13 protein-coding genes and 1 pseudogene are annotated in these 19,130 nt (G+C 54.1%); all 14 read right to left on the reverse strand.

The genetic code is table 11. The annotated features are described in order from the left end of the window. Window positions 1–50: 50 nt before the first annotated feature. On the reverse strand, window positions 51–467 hold the full coding sequence (locus ACOYW2_RS19715) for a hypothetical protein (protein WP_482771111.1): 417 nt from the start codon (window positions 465–467) through the stop codon (window positions 51–53). Further along, window positions 430–2,391 carry an exo-rhamnogalacturonan lyase family protein gene (locus ACOYW2_RS19720; RefSeq protein WP_482767679.1) on the reverse strand — a complete coding sequence of 654 codons (1,962 nt, stop codon included), beginning with the start codon at window positions 2,389–2,391 and terminating at the stop codon, window positions 430–432. The genes ACOYW2_RS19715 and ACOYW2_RS19720 overlap by 38 nt, the downstream gene beginning before the upstream one ends. Window positions 2,392–2,869: 478 nt before the next feature. Further along, window positions 2,870–5,638, reverse strand: coding sequence for an exo-rhamnogalacturonan lyase family protein (locus ACOYW2_RS19725; RefSeq protein WP_482767680.1), 2,769 nt, complete (start codon window positions 5,636–5,638; stop codon window positions 2,870–2,872). Between the two features lie 29 nt (window positions 5,639–5,667). Then, window positions 5,668–8,724 (reverse strand): exo-rhamnogalacturonan lyase family protein, encoded by a 3,057-nt coding sequence (locus ACOYW2_RS19730; RefSeq protein WP_482767681.1) that lies wholly within the window; start codon window positions 8,722–8,724, stop codon window positions 5,668–5,670. Between the two features lie 195 nt (window positions 8,725–8,919). Then, window positions 8,920–10,101: a glycosyltransferase family 4 protein gene (locus ACOYW2_RS19735; protein ID WP_482767682.1), complete on the reverse strand. Its 1,182-nt coding sequence runs from the start codon at window positions 10,099–10,101 to the stop codon at window positions 8,920–8,922. Beyond that, window positions 10,101–10,223 carry a hypothetical protein gene (locus tag ACOYW2_RS19740; protein ID WP_482767683.1) on the reverse strand — a complete coding sequence of 41 codons (123 nt, stop codon included), beginning with the start codon at window positions 10,221–10,223 and terminating at the stop codon, window positions 10,101–10,103. The genes ACOYW2_RS19735 and ACOYW2_RS19740 overlap by 1 nt, the downstream gene beginning before the upstream one ends. Window positions 10,224–10,230: 7 nt before the next feature. Beyond that, on the reverse strand, window positions 10,231–11,091 hold the full coding sequence (locus ACOYW2_RS19745) for a glycosyltransferase (RefSeq protein ID WP_482767685.1): 861 nt from the start codon (window positions 11,089–11,091) through the stop codon (window positions 10,231–10,233). A gap of 91 nt (window positions 11,092–11,182) precedes the next feature. Then, complete coding sequence (locus tag ACOYW2_RS19750; protein ID WP_482767686.1) at window positions 11,183–12,556, reverse strand: glycosyltransferase; 1,374 nt, start codon at window positions 12,554–12,556, stop codon at window positions 11,183–11,185. 22 nt (window positions 12,557–12,578) lie between these two features. Then, window positions 12,579–13,205, reverse strand: a complete 627-nt coding sequence (locus ACOYW2_RS19755; RefSeq protein WP_482767687.1) for a hypothetical protein — start codon at window positions 13,203–13,205, stop codon at window positions 12,579–12,581. 1,216 nt (window positions 13,206–14,421) lie between these two features. Then, on the reverse strand, window positions 14,422–15,753 hold the full coding sequence (locus ACOYW2_RS19760) for an O-antigen ligase family protein (RefSeq protein ID WP_482767688.1): 1,332 nt from the start codon (window positions 15,751–15,753) through the stop codon (window positions 14,422–14,424). A gap of 216 nt (window positions 15,754–15,969) precedes the next feature. Further along, complete coding sequence (locus tag ACOYW2_RS19765; RefSeq protein ID WP_482767689.1) at window positions 15,970–17,205, reverse strand: asparagine synthase-related protein; 1,236 nt, start codon at window positions 17,203–17,205, stop codon at window positions 15,970–15,972. A gap of 83 nt (window positions 17,206–17,288) precedes the next feature. Further along, window positions 17,289–17,889 (reverse strand): annotated as a pseudogene (locus ACOYW2_RS19770) (asparagine synthetase B family protein). A 33-nt stretch (window positions 17,890–17,922) separates the two neighbouring features. Beyond that, window positions 17,923–18,630, reverse strand: coding sequence for a glycosyltransferase (locus ACOYW2_RS19775; RefSeq protein WP_482767690.1), 708 nt, complete (start codon window positions 18,628–18,630; stop codon window positions 17,923–17,925). Then, complete coding sequence (locus ACOYW2_RS19780; protein WP_482767691.1) at window positions 18,602–19,117, reverse strand: glycosyltransferase; 516 nt, start codon at window positions 19,115–19,117, stop codon at window positions 18,602–18,604. The genes ACOYW2_RS19775 and ACOYW2_RS19780 overlap by 29 nt, the downstream gene beginning before the upstream one ends. Window positions 19,118–19,130: the final 13 nt, after the last annotated feature.

Consider the following 19,130-nt stretch of genomic DNA (forward strand, 5'->3'; position numbering starts at 1 on the left):
ATGAATACAAAGAGTAAACACGCTCTTTGCTCTGAGATGTCAGCATTCCGTTATAATGGGGCTTGGGTCTGGTTGAAAAACTGATCATTTCCCGTCATCTCATACCCATGAGCCATCAGCCCGGATAAGGGATATGCTCCGGCATCATCCAAAATGGCTGATTGGTCTAAAGTGTATGTATAGGGTTGACGCCCCAAGGGGACCAACTCATTCAATGCATGATAGGAAAGACCGAGCATGTAATCGTAGTAGTCTTCGTGGTACAATGGGTTTCCAAAACCAACTGAATCATAATAGCAAAGGGAATCAGCAAAAATCCCGTATGTCATAAACACGGTATTGGTTCGTTTTCCACCGTAGGTTTCGTTTCCGTGGCGGTGCATATATACATACCCCCGATCCAACTGCCACCCATCCTTGTTCACGTCCTCAGGGTCGTCCCTCAAGCTGAGCAGCGTCCTTGCCATACGCCCGGCCTTCTCGTGCCAACAGGATCTTTGGTCCGCCAAAGGCACCTGCCCGACGGAATGCCCTTGAAAAAATACGAACATACCCAAGGTATGTTGTACCGTCGTAATAGCTAACCTCACCGTGATTTCCGGAGCCCTGGTCATACAGTGTGTACTCACCGTGATCCTTCCAGGCATTCATGATGGATTCATCGCCAGCCAGCAGGTAGCCTATGGGAACAGAGACATCATGGGAATGCTCCCGGTCTAAAAAGCGATTGTTGAAGGCAAGGGGTTGCTTATCCGGATCAATATTATTGATATTTTTAAACCGTTCAGGGCCGTAACGATAAAAATCAAAATCATCCGAGTGACGGGTGGATCCGAACATTTTGTGATGGTCCATGTTCTGGGCTGCCAGAAACGCTCCCCCGTTGCCGGTTTGCAAATAGTGAAGGTACTGGCACAAATTCATGTCGTACTGGTTTGGCCCTCCCCCCATCCCCCAGACATAATATCGACGCATGGTGTCTACATTTGAAATTTCAAAGCTTTCCAGGCCGATCTCTTTCAGGAATTTTCGTGTTTCTCCGTGGGTTGCCAGTCTGTCGTGAGAATAGATGGCCCGGGTATCCTTGTAATGTTGAAATTTGGCCCGACCGGTCAAAGGGTATTGCACGGCATAAAATGTCCGTTGGGATGCCTTTGCCTCCGTGGTAAACTCCAGCACGACCTGCCGTTTGTCATGGGCGTAAAAGGCAAAATGAATATCATCTTTTGAGTTGTGGGTGCTGTAGATATCAATATACAGGCGGCCCTCGTCATCCATGGTAAACCCCGCCGGCCACATACCGTAAAGGTTACGAATCCCGCAGTTGATGCGCTTAGCCTCAGAAAAATACGATGCAAACCCTTCGCTATGGTCCGCCTCGTTTCCCAGTTCATGAATCACAGTGGCACCATTGACCACTTTGAGCCCCACGTCGGGCACCAGGCGCTCCCTTAGCAAACCGGACTCCCCCATGTACTGAACATACTTGTGGCTGCTGTAGCCCTGGTACAGATACGCTGTTCCGTCAACAGGCCCTGTGGATATGGTCCCCGGACCGGTGGAAAAAAGATAGGAGGGATTTGCGATGGTGGTGGGAAGTTCAATGCGAAGGGATTCAAATTCTTTGACAGTGAAGGAGCTTATTTCCGCATTCTTGATGATGAGGTCAAGGCGGGTGCGGCCTGTACCCTTATAAAAGTACATACGCATGGTATACCCGAAAAGCCAGTCATCAAGGGATGACTTCAGATGCCCATCGCATCGGATGACAGCCTTTACCGGGCCGTTTTCTTCAATCACTGCCGTGGAATCACCATCATTGGCAGACGAGTACCGGGTTGATCCACTGACCGCCGTAACCCCACCGGTGGGCTCAAGGAAGGACGTTTCGCCTACGAAAACGGAATCAAACACGTTGTAGTTCTTTTTCGTGATCACGAACCGGGCGGGACCTGTGTCCACCGATATTATTTCCCCCAGGTCCGTTGCCAACTGAGGCCCCGAGCTGTTCCCGGCCCCGTTGGTCAGCCAGACAATGGTCTCCTCACCTGTCGATACCGATGCCAGGGTATCCACAAGGACCCACTGAACATGGCCGCTGGGGTATCTGTGCAGCACCCTGAACTGATATGCCGAAGGCCCCCTAAGCGCCAGTTCACCTGCTGATTGAACCGCATCTGCATCTTTCAATGGGACTCCGAACGAGAAAACCTCCTCAACTCTGTCCAACCCTGTGACACCTTCGGGGAGGAGCTCATGAACCATGATCTTCACAGGTGGAGTCACGGCACAGACCCCGGAAGCCCCACCAACGAAAACCGCAAAAAAAGCCATAACGAAAACGCGTACAACCGTTTTTACAATATTATTCACCGAGATGCACCTTTTCATCGCTCTGTTTGATAGCTCCCCTGAGTTTCCTCATAAAACGAAGAAATTGAAGGCACGGAATTCAAAAATCCTTCTCAAATCCCAGGAACCTCTGTAACTATTCACCTTGCCTCCGGCGGGTCGCTTTTTTGAAAAAAAGCTCCGCAAAAACCGTTTCTAATGTGAAAAAGTGGAAATTATTTTGGCGAAGTCTGGAAAGGCTTGCTTAAGACCTGTTTGTCAAACCCGGTTTTATAAATCAGGCTAAACGTTTGGCCCCCGGCAGGGCCGCCGGAGGCTTGTTTGAGCTGAGTAGTTACGAACCTCTTTAGGTTAGCCCTCTGATCCCATCAGTTCGGGCATGGCACGGCAGGAAACGTGCCACTAAAAGAGTGGGGAAGCACGGTAGAGTACTTTACGGCAAAACAATAATCTGTCTCCGGATTGTAGACCCGATGAGCGGGATCTGCTTCACTCAGGATTTGCCTGCGGATTGTACTCACGGATAACCTGTCGAACGTCGATATCTTACTGCCACGGATTCTGTTGCTCCCTCAACCTGTTTGGGTTGGGGTTCATTGTCCACGTTCAATGCAGCCCAGAAATTGTCGTAAAGGTCCGGGTTATAAGTATAGGTCCTTTTTCTCTGATCAAACTCGAGATTCTCCACCATGGGCTGCGATGAGCATTTGATCTGATAACGCTTGATTCCTTTTTCGGGGACGCCCCACGTCAAGGTATACACTGAACCTGTCCGTGAGATGTTCCCACACTCAGAATTACCCATATCCACACGCCCGGCACCCATGGGTGACACATAGCCGGTGCACACGTTTCTGTTGTAATAGTCATGGATAAAACGCGATGAATACAGAGAGTAAACACGCTCTTTGCTTTGGGATGTCAACATCCAATTATAATGATGCTTATACAGGCTCAGAAAGAGATCATTTCCCGTCATCTCATATCCATGGGCCATCAGGCCGGATAAAGGGTATGACCCAAGGCCCTCCATAATAGCTGGCTGATCTAACGTGTATACATAGGGTTGACGCTCCAGAGAAACCAACTCATTCAATGCATGATACGACAAACCGAGCATGTAATCGCGATAGTCTTCGTAGTACATTGGAGCCCCAAAGCCAAAAAAGTCATAATAACAAAGGGAGTCAGCAAAAATCCCGCATGTCATAAACAAGGTATTGGTCCGTTTTCCACCGAAAGTTTCGTTCCCGTGACCGTGCATATACACATAGCCCCGGTCCAACTGCCATCCGTCCCGGCTCACATCCTCAGGGTCGTCCCTCAAACTGAGCAGCGTCCTTACCATACGTCCGGCCTTCTCCACCCACACCGGATCTTCGGTGTACAGGCCAAAAGCACCTGCCCGACGGAATGCCCTTGAAAAAACTCGTACATACCCCAAGTATGTTGTTCCGTCGTAATAACTGTCCACCCCATGTTTTCCTGAGCCCTGATCATACAGTGTATACTCTCCGTGATCTTTCCAGGCGTTTATGATCGACTCATCACCGGTTAAGAGATACCCGATGGGGACGGAGACATCATGGGAATGCTCTCGGTCGAAGAATTTATAGTTAAAGGACACTTTATCTTGATTCGGCGGGCATGCAGTATTCACATTTGGGAAAAATTTAGGCCCTTCGGTATACACATTAAAGTCATCGGAATGATGGGTTGAACCGAACATTTTGTGGTGGTCCATGTTCTGTGCTGCCAGAAACGCCCCTCCATTGCCGGTCTGCAGGTAGTGAAGATACTGGCATAAATTCACATCATACTGATTGGAACCTCCGGTCTGTCCCCAGACATAAAACCTGCGCATGGTGTCCATATTCGAAATCTCATAGCTCTCCAATCCGATCTCTTTTAAAAAATTGCGTGTTTCCTCGTGTGTTGCCAGTCTGTTGTGGTAATAGATGGCCCGGGTATCTTTGTAATGTTGAAATTCGGCCCGGCCGGTCAAAGGATATTGCACGGCGTAAAACGTTCGTTCGGGTTCCTTTGCCGACTTGGTAAACTCAAGGACAACCTGCCTTTTGTCATGGGCAAAAAAGGCAAAGTAGATATCATCTTTTGAATTGTAGGTACTGTATATATCAATATGCAAATGCCCCTCATCATCCATCGTAAACCCTGCGGGCCACATGCCGTAAAGATTACGAATTCCGCAATTAATGCGCTTGGTACGTGAGAAATACGAAGCAAATCCTTCAGTATGATCTGTCTCATTTCCGAGTTCATGAATCACGGATGCACCATTGACAACCTTGAGCCCCACGTCGGGTACCAATCGATTTCTCAGCCGATCGGAATCACCCATGTACTGATCATACTTGTGGCAGCTATAGGCCTGGTACAGATACGCTGTTCCGTCAACAGGCCCTGAGGATATCGAATCCGGCCCGGTTGAAAAAAGGAAGGTAGGGTTTTCAATGGTAGTTGGGAGTTCGATACGAACGGACTCAAACTCTTTGATGCTAAAGGAGCTTATTTCCGCATTCTTGATGATGAGGTCAAGGCGGGTGCGGCCTGTACCCTTATAAAAGTACATACGCATGGTATACCCGAAAAGCCAGTCACGAAGGGGTGACTTCAGATGCCCATCGCATCGGATGACAGCCTTTACCGGGCCGTTTTCTTCAATCACTGCCGTGGAGTCATCGTCATTGACCGACGAGTAGCGAGTTGATCCACCGACGGCTGCAATACACCCAGTTGGGGTAACAAAAGGCTCACCTTTTATTAAAACGGAATCAAAAACATTGTAGTTCTTTTTCGTGATCACGAACCGGGCAGTACCGGTGTCCACCGATATTTTTTCCCCCAGATCCGTGGCCAACTGAGGCCCCGAGCTGTTGCCGGCCCCGTTGGTCAGCCAGACAATGCTCTCTTCCCCTGCCGATACCGATGCCAGGGTATCCACAAGGACCCACTGAACATGGCCGCTGGGGTATCTGTGCAGCACCCTGAACTGATATGCCCCTCCCCCCACAAGACCCAATTCGTCGATGGATTGAACCCCGGCCGCCTCACTCAACGGTATCCCGAAGGATGCGACTTCATGGTTCCTGTGCAGCCCCTTTACGCCATCGGGAAGAAGTTCGTGTATCCTGATCTCCACAGGATGACCTATGGCAGGGTATCCATGTACCGTGACCCCACAGCAGAAGCAGAACGTTAACAAAAACAGCCATAGCGAACTCTTCCGCAGGCCACTACCCACGCCACGAATCGTCATGTACATCTGTCCCCCTTATAGCTCTCAACTCCCGGTCATGCAGCACAATGGAGATCGCGAACCGTCTCAACAACACAACCAATATACCTGGCGTCGATGAAGCGTATTCTTTGTCTCGGTTTGTTTATGCAGTCACCAGGCCATTCAAAAATAAGGGGGGGAAACGAATGACTTCCCATGTTAGGGGGGGCAAGGCAGTAATGGGGTGTATTCATCTGACAATCGGGTGGCATCACAGCAAAAAACTTTACAGAAAAAAAGTAATCTATCTGGTCATCATAGACTTGATAGGCGGGCTGGCCGGCGGTCAGGCCATACCGGGTATTGTAAGCGTTGATTGCCTGCGCAACGTCTATGGATACTGTCTCCACATCCCCTTCAGACTGCTTGGGAGTGGGCTCATTGGCGATGTTCAACGCCGCCCAGAAATTATCATATGCTGAAGGAGCGTATTCATACGCCCTTGTCACCTGATCGAAATTGAGGTTCTCGACCATTGGTGCCGTAGAGAACTTTATCTGATAACGAATAATCTCGTCCATGGGCGCTTGCCAGGTCAATGTGTACACAGAACCGGAACGCGAAACACCCGGTGCATCGGAGTTTCCCAAGTCAACACGTCCGGCCCCTAAAGGAGACACATAGCCCGTTAAAATATCACGGTTTTCATGGTTGTGTATAAATTTTGACGAATAGGGAGAATAAACCCGTTCTTTGCTCTGGACAATCAGCATCACGCGATAATGGGATGTGTATTGATCCAAGAAAGAGTCATCCCCCGTCATTTCATACCCGGCAGCCATCAAAAAGGAAAACGGATACTCTCCGGTAGGGTCCGACGCATTGACTTCATCAAGTTTAAAGCCATAGGGCTGGTGCTCCAGGGGAATGATCTCACGCAATGAATGGTAGGCAAGTCCGAGAATATAGTCCTGATAATCTTCATACATCAAGGGGGCATCAAAATTTTCGGGGGCATAATACCAAAAGGCGTTGGGGAATATATCGTAGGCCATAAAGACTTTATTGGAACGCTCGCCATCGGGTCTGCTTCCATCTCTGCTCATATAGAAAAAACCACGGTCCAAGTCCCATCCGTCTTGATCGTCGTCTGCAGGAGTTGCCCGCATCCCCATAAAATTTCCTACCATTCGACCGATCTTTTCCCGCCAGACACTCGTGCTTGCATACTGCCCATAGGCTCCGGCACGCCTTAACGCCCTTGAAAAAATGCGGGGGAACCCCACATAGGTTGTCCCGTCGTAGTAACTGTTGATGGGGCCTTTTCCTGAGCCCTGATCGTAGAGAGTGTATTCTCCGTAATCACGCCACGCGTCCATCAACGATTCGTCCCCGGTGAGAAAATACCCCACGGGTACGGACACATCGTGGGAGTGCTCCCGGTCGAAAAACTTGCTGTTGTATGTCAGGTTTTGGTCGGGTGGGGAGGTGGTGTTCACGTTTTTAAAAAGAGTCGGCCCCTGGACATAGACATCAAAATCATCCGAGTGCTTGACCGATCCGAACATCTTATGGTGATCATCATTCTGAGCGGCCAGAAAGGCTCCCCCGTTGCCTGTCTGGAGGTAATGAAGGTACTTGCACAGCTGGAGGTCATACTGATTGGAGCCTCCGCCCTGCCCCCACACATAATACCTGCGCAGGGTATCCACATTGGAGATCTCATAACTCTCCAGTCCAATATCGGCAAGAAAGTCCCGTGTCTCTCCATGGGTTGCCAGCCGATCTTCCCCATAAACGGCCTTTGCCTCCGCGTAATGCTCAAAATCCGCCCGGCCAGCCAGGGGGTATTGAAGGGTATAAAAGGTCTGTTTGGGGTCCTTGGCCTCCGGGGTGAACTCCAGAACCACCTGTCGCTTATCGTGGGCAAAAAAGGCGAAGCGAATATCGTCTTTGGTGTTGCGGGGGCTGAACACATCAATATAGAGATGCCCGTCTTCGGTCATGGTAAACCCCGTGGGCCACATGCCGTAAAGGTTCCGGATGCCGCAGTTGATCTGCATGCCCTGGGTAGTCATGGCGGCGAACCCTTCACTGTAATTCTTCTCGTCGCCCAAGGCGTGGATCACCGAGGTCCCATTGACAACCTCAAGCCCCACATCCGGGACCAGGCGTGCCTTGAGCAAATCCGCACCGCCCAGGTACTGCACATATTTGTAGCTGCTGTAGCCCTGGTACAGGTGAGCGCTGCCGTCGATAAACCCTCCGGCCTGTACCCCCGGACCGGTTGAAAACAGATAGGAAGGGGCGACCATGGTGGTGGGAAGCTCAATACGGACGGATTCAAAGGTTTTCACGGAGTAGGAACTGATCTCTGCATTTTTGAGGATCAGGTCCAGGCGGGTACGACCTGAGCCCTTGTAAAAGTACATGCGCATGGTGTAGCCAAAGAGCCACGGACCACTTGCGGGTTTAAGGTGACCTTCGCACCGGATCACGGCCTTGATGGGGCCATTCTCTTCAATGACCGCCGTAGACTGCTCGTCGTTTGCCGAGGAGTACTGGGTTGTTCCGCTGACAGCCGTGATGCCGCCTGTGTTCGAAAGAAAAGAGGTGCCCCCGGCCACCACCGAATCAAAGACGTTGTAACGGGCTTTTCTAATGACAAACCGGGCGGCACCGGTGTCTACCGTGATAGTGTTGCCGTTATCCGCGGCCAGGTCTATTGGCAGACTGTTTCCCGAGCTATTGCCAGAGCCGTTGGTGAGCCAGATAACCGTGCTCTGCCCCGCCGGAACCGAGGCCAGTGTGTCGATGAGCACCCATTGAATGTTGCCGCTCGGATACCTGTGCAGCACCCGGAACTGATAATCCCATAGTCCGGAAAGTCCCAACTGATTGATGGTTTGAATCCCGTCACAGTCCCTTAAGGGTACCCCGAAGGTGGCCGCTTCATGGGTCCTGTCCAGCCCAGATACGCCCTCCGGGAGCAACTCGCGAACCTCGATCCTCACGGCAGGATCCACCGCACACTCGCCATGGGTCGGGAGAACGCCACCAACGCAAAACATCACGACAACAACACACCATACACGCCTCTTCAGGATACCCTGCAAGGTTTCTTTCATCATGTTCACCTATCATGGTCAAACGAAGTGGAAAGAACAGACCGACTACCGTTCCAACGTTTCTCGCCATGCGAAAAACATCGACCGTGATACTATGGGTTCCCCATAGGACATGAACTTTGCAGGGCATTCGCAAAGGGGCCAGGACCAGCCGTAAAAGGCATCACACGATATGTAAGGGATTGATTATTTGTTATATTAACGCATAGACACCCTCTTTAAAACAGAAACAACGTTTTCTGCCACCATGGCCCAGGACCGGGACTGCCCATAGGCACCGATGGCACTGCGGTCCCAATGGGTGTCCAGGGCCCGGCGAATTCCCGCCACAAAGGAGGGCACATCCCGCGCCACCAGAACCCCTAAATCATCGGACCGGACAATCTCGGGAATACCGTTGACCCGGGTGGCCAACACCGGGGTCCCGCAGGCCAGGGACTCGGAGATAACGTTGGGCCAGCCCTCCCGCTCGCTCCCCAGAAAAAAAAGATCGGCGGCGTTGTAATAATCCACCAGGACTCCGTGGGGGACCTGCCCGCAGAGAACGGCCCGATTTCCCAGTCCCAGATTCTCTATCTGGCGGTGCAAGGAGCCTCGTTCCACCCCGTCGCCCACAATGTACAAACAGGTATGGTCCGGCTCCTCCGCCACGATCCGGCCAAAGGCCTCAACCAGGAAATGATGCCCCTTGAGCCGGATCAGGGATCCCACGGAGAGGATTATCCTGGCATCAGGGGAGATCCCCAGGCGCTGCCGCGCCTCTGCCCGGTCCGCGGGGTAAAAGGCGGTGCCGTCGATGCCGTTGGGGATGACACTCACTTTGTGTGGGGGGACGCCCAGCGTCACCATCATGGCCTTGAGGGAAGCACACACTGAAATGACGGCATCGGCCTGTGTCAGGGTGTAGCGAAGCAGGGGCCGAATCATTGCCAGGTTTGAAAACTGATGGATATCGCTGCCCCGTGCCGAGACCGTCACCGGCTTGTTCAGAGCCTTGCCCAAAAGGATAGCCGCAAAGGCATCCGGGTACATGTAGTGGGCATCAATAACGTCAAAGGAAAAGCTCTTTTCCAAGGCCTTGACGGTTTTCAGAGCCCCAAGGAAAAGGCACACCCCGTAGGTCGTCATCCCCACCTTAGGGGTCACAAGGTACCTGGGGTGATAAACCGTCAGGCCGTCCACTATCTCGCGGGCGGCCACCTGAGAGAAGCGATACCACGCCTTGAATCGCTTGATCGGCGGAAAATAGGGGACAGGGGCCACCACACGGACCTCATGACCATCCATCTCCGAGACCGCCTTCATCCTGTTTTTGATGAACACCCCGTGGGCAGGGGCCGTGTTGTTGGGAAACAGGGTCGAGAAAACCAGAATCTTCATCAGTCGGCCATCCCCAGATAAAGGCGATTGTACCTGTCCACCATGGTTCGCACCGAAAAGGTCTCCCTGACCCAGGCTCGGGCACCGGCGGAGAGCCGATCGGCAAGTGACGGGGTATTCAAGGCTACCTCAATCTGGTAGAGCAGCCACCATCCAGGTTCTCCGACTCAAAGACCAGCCCCGTGCCCATACGGGAGAATACTCGTGTTGCCCCCTGCACCGGAGGCGATGAGGCAATGCAAAGGCCGAGGCTTCCAGCAGGGCCACGGAAATCCCCTCAGAATAGGAGGGCAGCACAAACATGTCAAGAAGGGGCAAGCCGATGGCATCGAGACGCTCACCGGTAAAGATCACGTGCCCATTGAGCCCCGGCCTTTGGGCATAGGATTCAAGGGTCTCTCGCTCGGGACCGTCCCCGACGATCATCACCACAAGGTCATCTCGACCTTGACAGACAAGCCGCTCCGTGGCTTGGAGCAGCAGCAGATGATTCTTTACGGGGGACAAGCGAGAGACTACCCTTGTGACGGCCTTCGGCAGCCCCCAGGCGTCCCGCGACTGGGCTGGCACCATCTCGTTCGACGAAATCCCGTTTCGAATGGTCTCGACCTTTCTCCCCAGCACCGGATAGACCGCCTTCATCTCGTGCTCAAGGGCACCTGAAACAACGATGACACGACGGGTAAAAAACATCAGGAAACGCCAGAGACGAGGATGGGCCAACTCGGAGTTGTCCCCGCCGCTGTAGCCATGGATGGTGGTCAGGCATCGAAACCTCGACCCCAGGGTCAGAATCACCGCAAGCACAGCATAAAACCACGGGGTCTCCCCGTGGGCGTGAAGGGTGGTATACCTGTAGCGAACCGCCAGCCTTGCCACCTTGAAAGGCAGGGACAGGTCAATGCCCGGTTTCCTCTTGACCAGATGAATATCATGGCCTGCGTCTTCAAGGGCCTCTGCAAGGCGCCCTTTCTCATCCAGACAGCACACCCCATGACATCCTGGGCTCCTCCCATCAGAGGCAACAATGCGCTCGGCCCCGCCTATCCCCAAAGAGAGCACCACGTGCAGCACCCTGCCTTCAGCCTTCGTTCGCTAATTCAACGCAATGCTTCACCGCGTCGCTCGGAGATGACTGGAAAATCTCGTCAAAAACCCCTGCCAGCTGCGTCGTCAAGGCCCCGGCTTCAAATGTCAGGTAATCCTTCTTCACTGCGCATTCCTCGGACCGTGCCTGCCGAAGCACATCCAGAATGGCCCCTTCCATTTCCTCTGGGTCGTCGGCATTCGCTACCACCCCGAGACTGTGGGCTTCAATCAGCTCCTGGGTGGCCCCTTTCCCGCACACCGCAAGAATAGGCTTTTGGGAACGGATATATTCAAAAAGCTTGGCGGGTATCTGCAGATGGGTGTCCGGCTGGATGAGAAGGGCGATGTCCGATTGAAACAGCATCCTTAACGCTTCCTGCTTGGGGACCAGCCCCACACAGGTAACGGCAGAACGCAATGGATGAGGGCCGATAAGATTGTTGATGCGGGCTTCGTCCACATCGCCGATGAAACGAACCTCGACATCTTGGGTACTCAGCTTCCCGGCGTCCATCAGTCGGGCCAGTGCCAAAAGAAAGCTGTCGGGGATGCGTTTTCCGTAAAGGGTACCCACATGGGTCACCACCATGGGTACCGTGCCGGATGCCCTGGTCTCCAGGCCGACGTACTCCGTCTCGTTGTATCCGTTGGTGATGGTATGGCACTTGCTTCCAGAGCCCGCCGTGTCGGCCAACAGGGCGCGCAGCGGCTCCGTGTTGGCGATGACCGCATCGGCCCGGCGGAGGCACCATCTCTCCAGAAACCGGTTCACCCGCCTGAGCTCGACGTTCAGCTCGTCATAAGGGTTGCCCATCCACGGGTCCCTGAAATCGATGACCTCAGACGGACTAAAATGAGCCTTTAAAGCCAGCCCGATGAGAAACGAGGTCCAGGGCCCCCCCGACGCATAGATCAGCTCGGGTTTTTCATGGCGGCATATACGGAACCCCTCAGCCAGGGCAAAGGGAAGCCAGCCCACCTGCTTGTCCGGAATACGGTATGCCAGGGTGACGGCGTCCTTAACCTCCTGCCAGAGCCCCTTTCCGGCCGGGGCGGGCCCTGCTGCTTCTCCCTGTCCCGCTCCTGCTGGGGTGACGCGGCGCCTGAACTTTCCCCTGAGGCTGAGCATCGCTTCAATCCCCTGGAAGCACTTTGTCCTGTGAACTCGCGCCGACCCGTTCACCCTGGCGCAGAGCCCATCATCAAGGGCCGTGCCCTTTTCGTAATGGCCGGGTAGCACGGAGAGCACCACCGGGTCCCAGCCCCGATCCGGGAGGTGCTCCACAAAATTCAGCACACGAAAGACCCCTGTCCCGGCAAAGGGCGGGAACTGGTAGCTGATGCACAGCACGCGTTTTCTGGTCATGACAACTCCCGAAGAATTCAGTTCACTCACACACCATGGAGCACGCCTTTTCAAAGGCACGCTCAAGGGTGACCATCCGCATCAACTGGGCTGAAGCAAGACAGAATCCCGAAGCACAGGACTGCCGGACTACTTCGGCCATGGCGCCTTTGTCGTAGAGTTCCTCTGTCTTGAGCCCCTGTGATGAAAAAACGTCCGTCAACGGCGCGGCATCATGGATCATTGCCAGAACACGTCCGTGTATATCCATGCCCTGGGCACCCTGTTGAAGCTGGCCTCCGGCGAGCCTGGTCCGGACCTTCCCTGCTGCGCCCCGCAGCCAGCATCCAAGATGGGCCCTGCCATGGGCAAAGGAGACCGGAGTTGCAGGCAGGTTGTCGCCCATGGGCTCCCGGGCCAGGGCCGGGTGGGATGCCTGGAGCAGGTGCCTGTACATGTAATTTTTGTATTTCACGTACCACTGCAGCCGGAACATGAGCTCCAACAACTCGCCGGTCAAAAACAGGGTGCTGCACGGCATGAGCTGAAAGGTCGACGAATAGTACCGGCCATGCCAGCGACCCATGCGGCTGTTTAGGTACAACAGATCGATCTTGGAAGTGTTGGGAAAGGCGGCGTTCTTCTTTGACAGGTCTTGGAATAGACTCATGCGTTCCCGCCTTATAAAACCCCTCTTTCAGGGCAGGATTCAGGATCGACCAGTCGTGGCCGGGGGCCAGGAGCCGTTTCACCAGCCGCTCCTTGTTGACGATCCTTTTCCCGCCTTTCAAAAATAGCTCCCCTTCCCACCAGCGCCCCCTGAACAGCTCTCCTCCGCTGCCGTTAAAAGCCAAATTCGTACTCGTTACACTGTGGTGTTGATGGACGGCCATGGTGATCACGTAATCCGATACGGAAATCTCCCCGTCGGTAACGTAGTAAGCGCCATGTCGATCAGCGATGGCATAATGGTCCACGATATTCCCCAGATCGTTCACCTCATGATGCCAGCCAAGCCTGCGGGCGATGCCATTCGAAACCCTGAGATCGTCGCTCCCCGAAAACCCGTTGCAGACCGTGGCAAAAGGTAGGTCTGCCTTGAGAAGGGTGGAGACAACCCCCCGGGAGTCAAACCCGGCCGTCAGGTCGCACACCGGACGATCGTAAGTGGCGGCCAGCGCCTTTGCGTGTCTGTCCAGGGACATGAGGGCTTTTTCCACGCAGCCCTGGGTCGTGAGGGGGGGCTGGTCCGCCCCATAGCCCGATAACGGTTGCCAGTACCGAAGTTTACGGGGCGCTGCCTGGTTTTTCCCGTCAAACACCCAGGCAGAGGCCGGGGGGAAGACATGGATCCATTTGTAAAAGGTCCTGTCGCCCTGCATGTACCCCATGGAAGAGAACTGGCGCACCCGAAGATCTGGTGAGGGGGGCCCAGCACCGCGGCCAGTGCCAGTGACGAGGTGGAAAAAAGAAAGAGACCGTCCCGGTGAGCATGATAGACCTTCAGAACCCCTGCGTGGTCGGAAAAAAGGGTGACTCTGCAGCGCTCCTCGTCCACCGCCACACCGAAAAACTGCCCCTGGAGGGACCCGACAACTTCTTCAGGACCGCTGTCACCTGGAGAGGGGCTTCCGGAGAACACCCCCGCCACCTGGGTCCACGTCCTCCCGTTACCGGATGGTTCCGAAACAGGGCGACGCATGAAAAAAGGATATTTACAGACCTTCCCTGGGTTTCACCTGAACATTCGGGTTGTCCTCTAAGCTGGCCGTAGGCCGACAGGGGCCTCGGGGGCAAACAGGTGTCGCGCAGCGAAGACGGGCTGCCCACCACCCCCACAAAGCCATTGACCAGGACGGGATCTATGGAATTCACATTTTCCGCCGTCATGGCTGGACTCCTTCCGTGCCCTCAGGGCCTTGGGCTGCGTCCGCAACAGCGGACAACACTGGCACAAGGGCCGCAATCAGGTAGATGCATTCAAAATAGAGGCGATCGATAAAAATCGACGCCGTAAAAAAACCGGCAAGCCCCGTTTCCAAGGCGTAGGTATGGGCCAGCATGTGATTCCGAAGGCCCTTGTCCATGCCCGTGATCCCGTGAAGGCTGCTGCGAGCCCGTCGAGTCCCTTTGAAAAGAAGCAGGATAAACACCAGATAAATGCCCAGCCCCAGTACCCCCTGCTCGGTCACCACAAGGACATAGGTGTTGTGTGAGGCGCGCCTCCCCACCCTTTTTTCAATCAAATGGTCCGGGAGATAAGAGGTGCTCAACAAAGAGAACCCTCCGCCCCCGCACCCCAGGGGGTAGTCCTTGATCATATGCAGCCCGTACTTCCAGATATCGGTACGCCCGGCACTTTGATCCTCGATGTTCTCTTCCCCGCCGAACAGACGGGTCACCCGCGTCACATACCCTTTGTCCATGATCCCCAGCACCACCACTGCGGCCGCCACAAACCCCAGGACCATTTTTTTGATGTCCACGTCCCTGCGAGCGCCCCAGGCAAAGACCCCGGCTGCCACCAGCAGGCCCATGAACCCGCCCCGGCTCCGTGTCATGGCAAACATATTGAGAATGAAGGGGGTAAACAGAAGTGCGGCCACCTTTTCAAACCTGCTGCCGAAAAAAAGAAACACCACGAGAAAAGGCAGCACCAGCACCACAAGGGCCGCCAGCATGTTAGCGTCCGCGGCGTCCGGCAGGCCCACGCCGTCCAAGCGCATTCCGCTGAAGTAGTGCCTTGCCAGAAGGGAGAGAAAAAAACAGTGGAACAAAATGGCCAGGACAAACCAGCGATACTGGGAAAAGGTTTTGATGATCCTGCACACCAGGTAAAAGAAGAGGACATACCGAAAAAAATCGTAGATCCTCACCAGGGATCGATCGGCATTGTAGGCCAGGGGAATGATGCAGATCATGAGGACCAAAAGAAAGATGAGCGCCTTCAAGGGAGCGTTCATGCCATCCTTGAGTTGATCCTTATGGATCACGCAGCTTACCAGGACTATGCCCGCGGAGAGAAAACTCCACCGAAGGCTCGGCACGCTGGCGGCCCACCACTGATGGGAAGGGATATTGAAGTAGACAAAGACATAGGTCAACACCGCCCAAAAAGGCCCACGGCACAAACCGGCCACCCACCCGACGACCACAACAAGAAGATAAAAGATGGGATAGACCATGTGGGTGGTTGATTTCTCTCTTTTTCGGCACATGTGACCTGGCAGAACACCGTGCCTTCTATGGTCAACATGGATGATCACAGGGCCACAGAGCGATGTTACAACATGACAACGGACGAGACCCGTCAACGAATGTGATCGGCCTGAGGAACGAAGGCCGAAAGCATTCGCGAACCTGGGATCAAGGGGCTCAGCCCCTTGCCGCCGGAGGCACGTTTTTTGAACTTATTTTGCCCATAAAGGACGCCATCACCAAAGCCATCGCCGTCCCCAGAGCTCAAAGATGAGAATCGCCCAGATCTCGAAGGCAAAATCCCGTTGCCCTTTCTGGTGCTGGCCCCAAAGCCTTTTAACGGCCTTTTCGTTGAGGTAGTCGCCGCAAAAACTGTTCTTGCTCAGGACGGTATCTTCAAAGACGGACTTCAGATCGTTTTTCACCCAGGAGGACAGGGGAATGGAGAAACCCTTTTTCTCCCGGTACATGCAGTCGTGGGGCAGATGCCCGGCCAGGGATTTCTTAAAGATGTATTTGCCTTCCCGTTTTTTCAGCTTCAGGTTCGAGGGCATGGCGGCCACCAGTTCCATGAACTCATGGTCCAGGACCGGGACCCTCACTTCCAGTGAGTTCGCCATGCTTGCGCGGTCCACCTTGGTGAGGATGTCGTCCACCAGGTAGGTCTTCATGTCCGTGTATTGAATCCGGGACAGGGGGCATGAGGCATCGCTTTTCCTGAAATACCTTTCATAGTGGCATACGGGCGAATACCCGTTGAGTTCGTTTTTCATCTCAGGAGTGAACAGGTCAGGCGCCCCCTGGAACCACGCCATGGAGTTGTAATACCCTTGCACGGGCTCCCTGGACAAATTGGTCAACAGGGTTTTGGCCCGTAAAAACCGGGGCAAGCGATCCGCCTTGGGGTAAACATCCGCCAACCCCGAAATAACGGTTTTCCTGAACCATTCGGGGAACACGCCCCGCAGGCGATTTTCTGCAAAATCAAAGAGGTGTCGCCTGTAGCCTGCAAAGTTTTCATCCCCTCCGTCCCCGGAAAGTGAAACGGTCACTTTTTCCCTGGCGATCCGGGACACATAGTAGGTCGGGATGGCCGATGAGTCGGCAAAGGGCTCGTCAAAGTGCCACACGAGCTTATCCAGGATTGCCAGGGAGTCGGCATTCACGGTCTTTTCATGGTGGTGTGTGTTGTATTGCTCGGCAACCCTTCGGGCATAGGGAAGCTCGTTGAAGGTCTCGTCTGCAAACCCGATGGAGGCTGTTTTGACCGGTGCCTCGCTTAAGCCTGCCATAAGGGCAACAACAGCACCGGAGTCCACCCCGCCACTTAAAAACGCCCCCAGGGGGACGTCGCTGAGCATGCGTAAGTCAATGGCTTCTTCAAGTTTATGAAGAACCCTGCGGCACCACTCATCCTCCGTGAGGTCAAGGGTCCGGGCAAAGGAGATATCCCAATACTCCTCAATGCGCATGGTGCCGTCTTCGATGCTCAGGGTATGCCCGGGTAAGAGCTTGTGTATGCCCTTAAAAATACTCTCCGGACCCGGGACATACATCAGGTGAAAGTAATCGGATACCAGTAGAAACGCACCTTTCTGGGAACATCGGGGTGCTCTAAAATCGCTTTGATCTCTGAGCCAAAGATAAACCGGTTAGCCTCAAAAAAGTAGTATAAGGGCTTGATTCCCACCCTGTCCCGGGCTGCAAAGACCCTGTCCCTCACTCACATACAGGACAAAGGCAAACATCCCCCTGAACTTTTGTACGCACGCATCCCCCCACTCTTCATAGGCATGGACAATCACCTCGGTATCCGAGTCTGTGGCAAAACGATGTCCTTTTCCCGTCAACTCGGCTTTGATGGACGCATAGTTGTATATTTCCCCGTTGTACGTCACCCACACAGACCGGTCTTCATTGGGAATGGGCTGATGCCCGCTGTCCAGGGCAATGATGCTGAGCCGCCTGTGGGCCAGGCCCACATGCCCCTGCCCCGAGACGTGCTTCCACTTTGGGCGAGGTTCAGCCTCGGGGCGGTTCATGAAAAAACCTTCATCATCCGGCCCGCGATGTTTCAGAACATCGGCCATTTTTTTCAGGATATCGGGCGATACCGGCGCACGATCCGTGTTGATGATCCCTGCTATTCCGCACATTGCACTATGTCTCCAAGCCCATAAAAAAGGACACTACCCACCGTGAACCTGGGCGTCATAAATATCGCGATACACAGAGGTGGTTTTCGCCCAGGTGTGGACCCGGGACACCCATGCCTTTCCCTGCTGCTGCAGGGTTGCTGCGAGGTGTTCGTCCGAAAGCACCCTGCCCAGTGCGGCCACCAGGCCGTCCAGGTCTCCTGCGGGAAACATCACCCCTGTTTCCCCATCGCTGATGAGCTCACGGTGTCCCCCGACATTGCTTGCAATGAGGGCCTTTCCCATGGCCATGGCCTCAAGGGGCTTAAGGGGGGTCACCAGCTCCGTCAAGCGCATGGGGTATCGCGGGTAGACAAGAACATCGACCATGGCATAGACCCCCGCGACCCGCTCGTGGGGCACCCGCCCCGGCATAATAACCCGATCCTCAAGCCCCATCTGCCTGGCCAGGGCGCGCAGCTCAGCCTCCATCTCCCCGCCCCCCACGAGGAGGAGCACGCACCCGTCATCGTGCCGGCTCAGTTTGCCGAAGGCCTTCACCAGCAGATCCAGCCCTTCGTATCGATAGAACGAGCCGATAAAGCCGATGACTTTTTTTCCTTCCACGCCCCATTTTTTCCCGTATTCCTCGTCGGATTTGCATGGAGCAAAATCATCGGGGTTCACCCCGTTGAACACCGGCGTGATTTTGTCACCGGCAATGCCCCGTTCCTCAAGGTCCTTTTTCAGCCCATTGCACAATATGGCGACATGGCCTGCTTTTTGGCACACCTTTGTTTCGATATATTTCGTCAGCCTGTATTTGAAGGCGCCCTCTTTGTAAGACCCGTGATCCACAGCCGCGAATTTCATACACAACAGGCGTCTTCGTCTTTTTCCCGGCGATCAATGCGGGAATACCGTTCAAGGACGGGGAGTGAGCGTGAATCAACCCTATCTCCTCACGCTTAAGAATATCCATGATCCTGCGATAGGTTTTCACCATGTGCTTTGCTTCATACAGCACCGGCCACGTCCTGCCTTCCACCTTGCCCGATCTGTAATAGTGAAACCCGTTGATAACGTCCCTGTCCGTGGAATCGCCTTTCCAGTTTTCCTCCTGCTTGGGAGTCGTCAACACCACAGGCTCATAGCCCATGTTTCTCTGGGCTTCAAAAATACTCTGGCTTCGGAAGGTATACCCGCTGTGCAGGGGCAGGCTGTGATCGAGAATATGGAGAATTTTCATGTGATGCCTTTAC

Source organism: Desulfoluna sp. CLI2B, from assembly GCF_056847375.1.

What these genes read in the sequence shown, in the direction of transcription:
- ACOYW2_RS19760 (WP_482767688.1), bottom strand. Translation starts at nt 15,753, where the DNA reads ATGTGCCGAAAAAGAGAGAAATCAACCACCCACATGGTCTATCCCATC.
- ACOYW2_RS19725 (WP_482767680.1), bottom strand. Translation starts at nt 5,638, where the DNA reads ATGTACATGACGATTCGTGGCGTGGGTAGTGGCCTGCGGAAGAGTTCG.
- ACOYW2_RS19765 (WP_482767689.1), bottom strand. Translation starts at nt 17,205, where the DNA reads ATGCGCATTGAGGAGTATTGGGATATCTCCTTTGCCCGGACCCTTGAC.
- ACOYW2_RS19730 (WP_482767681.1), bottom strand. Translation starts at nt 8,724, where the DNA reads ATGATGAAAGAAACCTTGCAGGGTATCCTGAAGAGGCGTGTATGGTGT.
- ACOYW2_RS19750 (WP_482767686.1), bottom strand. Translation starts at nt 12,556, where the DNA reads ATGACCAGAAAACGCGTGCTGTGCATCAGCTACCAGTTCCCGCCCTTT.
- ACOYW2_RS19755 (WP_482767687.1), bottom strand. Translation starts at nt 13,205, where the DNA reads ATGAGTCTATTCCAAGACCTGTCAAAGAAGAACGCCGCCTTTCCCAAC.
- ACOYW2_RS19735 (WP_482767682.1), bottom strand. Translation starts at nt 10,101, where the DNA reads ATGAAGATTCTGGTTTTCTCGACCCTGTTTCCCAACAACACGGCCCCT.
- ACOYW2_RS19715 (WP_482771111.1), bottom strand. Translation starts at nt 467, where the DNA reads ATGGCAAGGACGCTGCTCAGCTTGAGGGACGACCCTGAGGACGTGAAC.
- ACOYW2_RS19780 (WP_482767691.1), bottom strand. Translation starts at nt 19,117, where the DNA reads ATGAAAATTCTCCATATTCTCGATCACAGCCTGCCCCTGCACAGCGGG.
- ACOYW2_RS19720 (WP_482767679.1), bottom strand. Translation starts at nt 2,391, where the DNA reads ATGAAAAGGTGCATCTCGGTGAATAATATTGTAAAAACGGTTGTACGC.